Here is a 1287-nt window from a genome sequence, read left to right on the forward strand (position 1 = left end):
AGGAGCAAGCTCAGGCCACTGATCAGCGCGGGCTGAAGCTGTTGCAGAATGTCATTCCAGTTCATGGGTTAGTCCTCTGTTTTAAAGTGGGAAGAAAACGGCCGGCGGATTAGTCCGCCAGCCAGGGCAGGAACTGCGCAAGGAAGGCGCGGATCCCGGTGGTTTCGATTTTGGGTTTGAGGTTCGGGCGCGCGATCGGCGGCAGGGCCAGCAAGGCCGCATGCAGCGCCGCATGGGATTTCGGGCCGGGAATGCCGTCCGCCGCCAGACCGGCAGCGCGCTGGAAGGCCCGCAGATCCGTGGCGCCGTATCCCAGCAGCACCAGTTGGGCGCGCAGGGTCCAGCGCTTGCGCTCGGACAGATGATTGTACCCGCCATTGATCCGCCGGGTGACGGCCCGGATATCACCCCGATCGGCCAGCAGGTTTAGTCCACGTTCAGACCAGTACCAGAGCGGCCCCAGCCCCTCCCAGGGATCGAGGTTCACGGCATCGGGATCCGCCTCAAAATTCGACGCGGTAGGATCGAGGCGGCGCACCCAGGCAGTGAAGGCGCGGTAATTGGCCCGCCCGGTGATCTGCATGCCGGTGCGGCCCCGGAACCGGTAGCCATCGCCATCACGTTCCGGCGTGTTGCCGAGATCCGCGCGGGTGTCATAGCGCGCCTGCGCTGCGGTCGGGCCCCAGATTTCCCGGTCATAGCGGAAGGCGCCGCATTCCAGCAGCACCTGCCCCAGCAGGTAGCCCAGCCGGTGCGGTTGGTTCAGGCCCAGATCGTATCCATAGCGGTTCAGCGCCAACAGGAAGGACTGCGCATTGCGCGCCTGGTTGCTGCCCGGCACGATCGGGCCAGTGATCTTCTGCAGGGTTTCAAAGTTGAGAATGTCAGGCATGGAAAGCCTCCAATGCAAAAGCCCCGCGCAAGGGCATCCTTGGCGGGGCGGTTTCAGGGGTCGGGGGATCAGGTCAGGGTTTGGCGCGGGTCAGCCACTTGGCCAGCAGCACCTCGGCGCCGCGCGGGCCGATGTAGGCGGCCAGCGCGACAATGCCGGTGCTGACCGTGGCACTGGCGCCAAGGTAACTGGCGATCGCCTCCCCGATGATGGCCATCCCAAAGGCCACCGGGATTTCCCAGAGAAGCTCCGGGCCGAAGAAGCGGCGCTGTCCTTTGCGCACCTCGCCGGAGTGCCACATCAGGCGCCCCAAGGAAGCGCCCACCAGCGTTGTTGCCGCGCCGCCGATCAGATTGGACAGCCAGTCCACCAGGCCGGTTTCATCCATCAGAAGT

Annotated in this window: 2 protein-coding genes; both read right to left on the reverse strand. The window is 65.1% G+C overall.

Annotated features, from left to right (window positions below):
- Positions 1-109: 109 nt before the first annotated feature.
- On the reverse strand, positions 110-892 hold the full coding sequence (locus tag SM763_RS24130; RefSeq protein WP_369000126.1) for a glycoside hydrolase family 19 protein: 783 nt from the start codon (positions 890-892) through the stop codon (positions 110-112).
- Positions 893-965: 73 nt separating this feature from the next.
- Entirely contained in the window at positions 966-1280 is a 315-nt protein-coding gene (locus tag SM763_RS24135) for a phage holin family protein (protein WP_065270983.1), read from the reverse strand.
- Between the last annotated feature and the right edge of the window lie 7 nt (positions 1281-1287).

The sequence above is a fragment of the Pseudophaeobacter sp. C1-32P7 genome, assembly GCF_041008775.1.
Taxonomy (GTDB): domain Bacteria; phylum Pseudomonadota; class Alphaproteobacteria; order Rhodobacterales; family Rhodobacteraceae; genus Phycobacter; species Phycobacter gallaeciensis_A.

What these genes read in the sequence shown, in the direction of transcription:
- SM763_RS24135 (WP_065270983.1), bottom strand. Translation starts at nt 1,280, where the DNA reads ATGGATGAAACCGGCCTGGTGGACTGGCTGTCCAATCTGATCGGCGGC.
- SM763_RS24130 (WP_369000126.1), bottom strand. Translation starts at nt 892, where the DNA reads ATGCCTGACATTCTCAACTTTGAAACCCTGCAGAAGATCACTGGCCCG.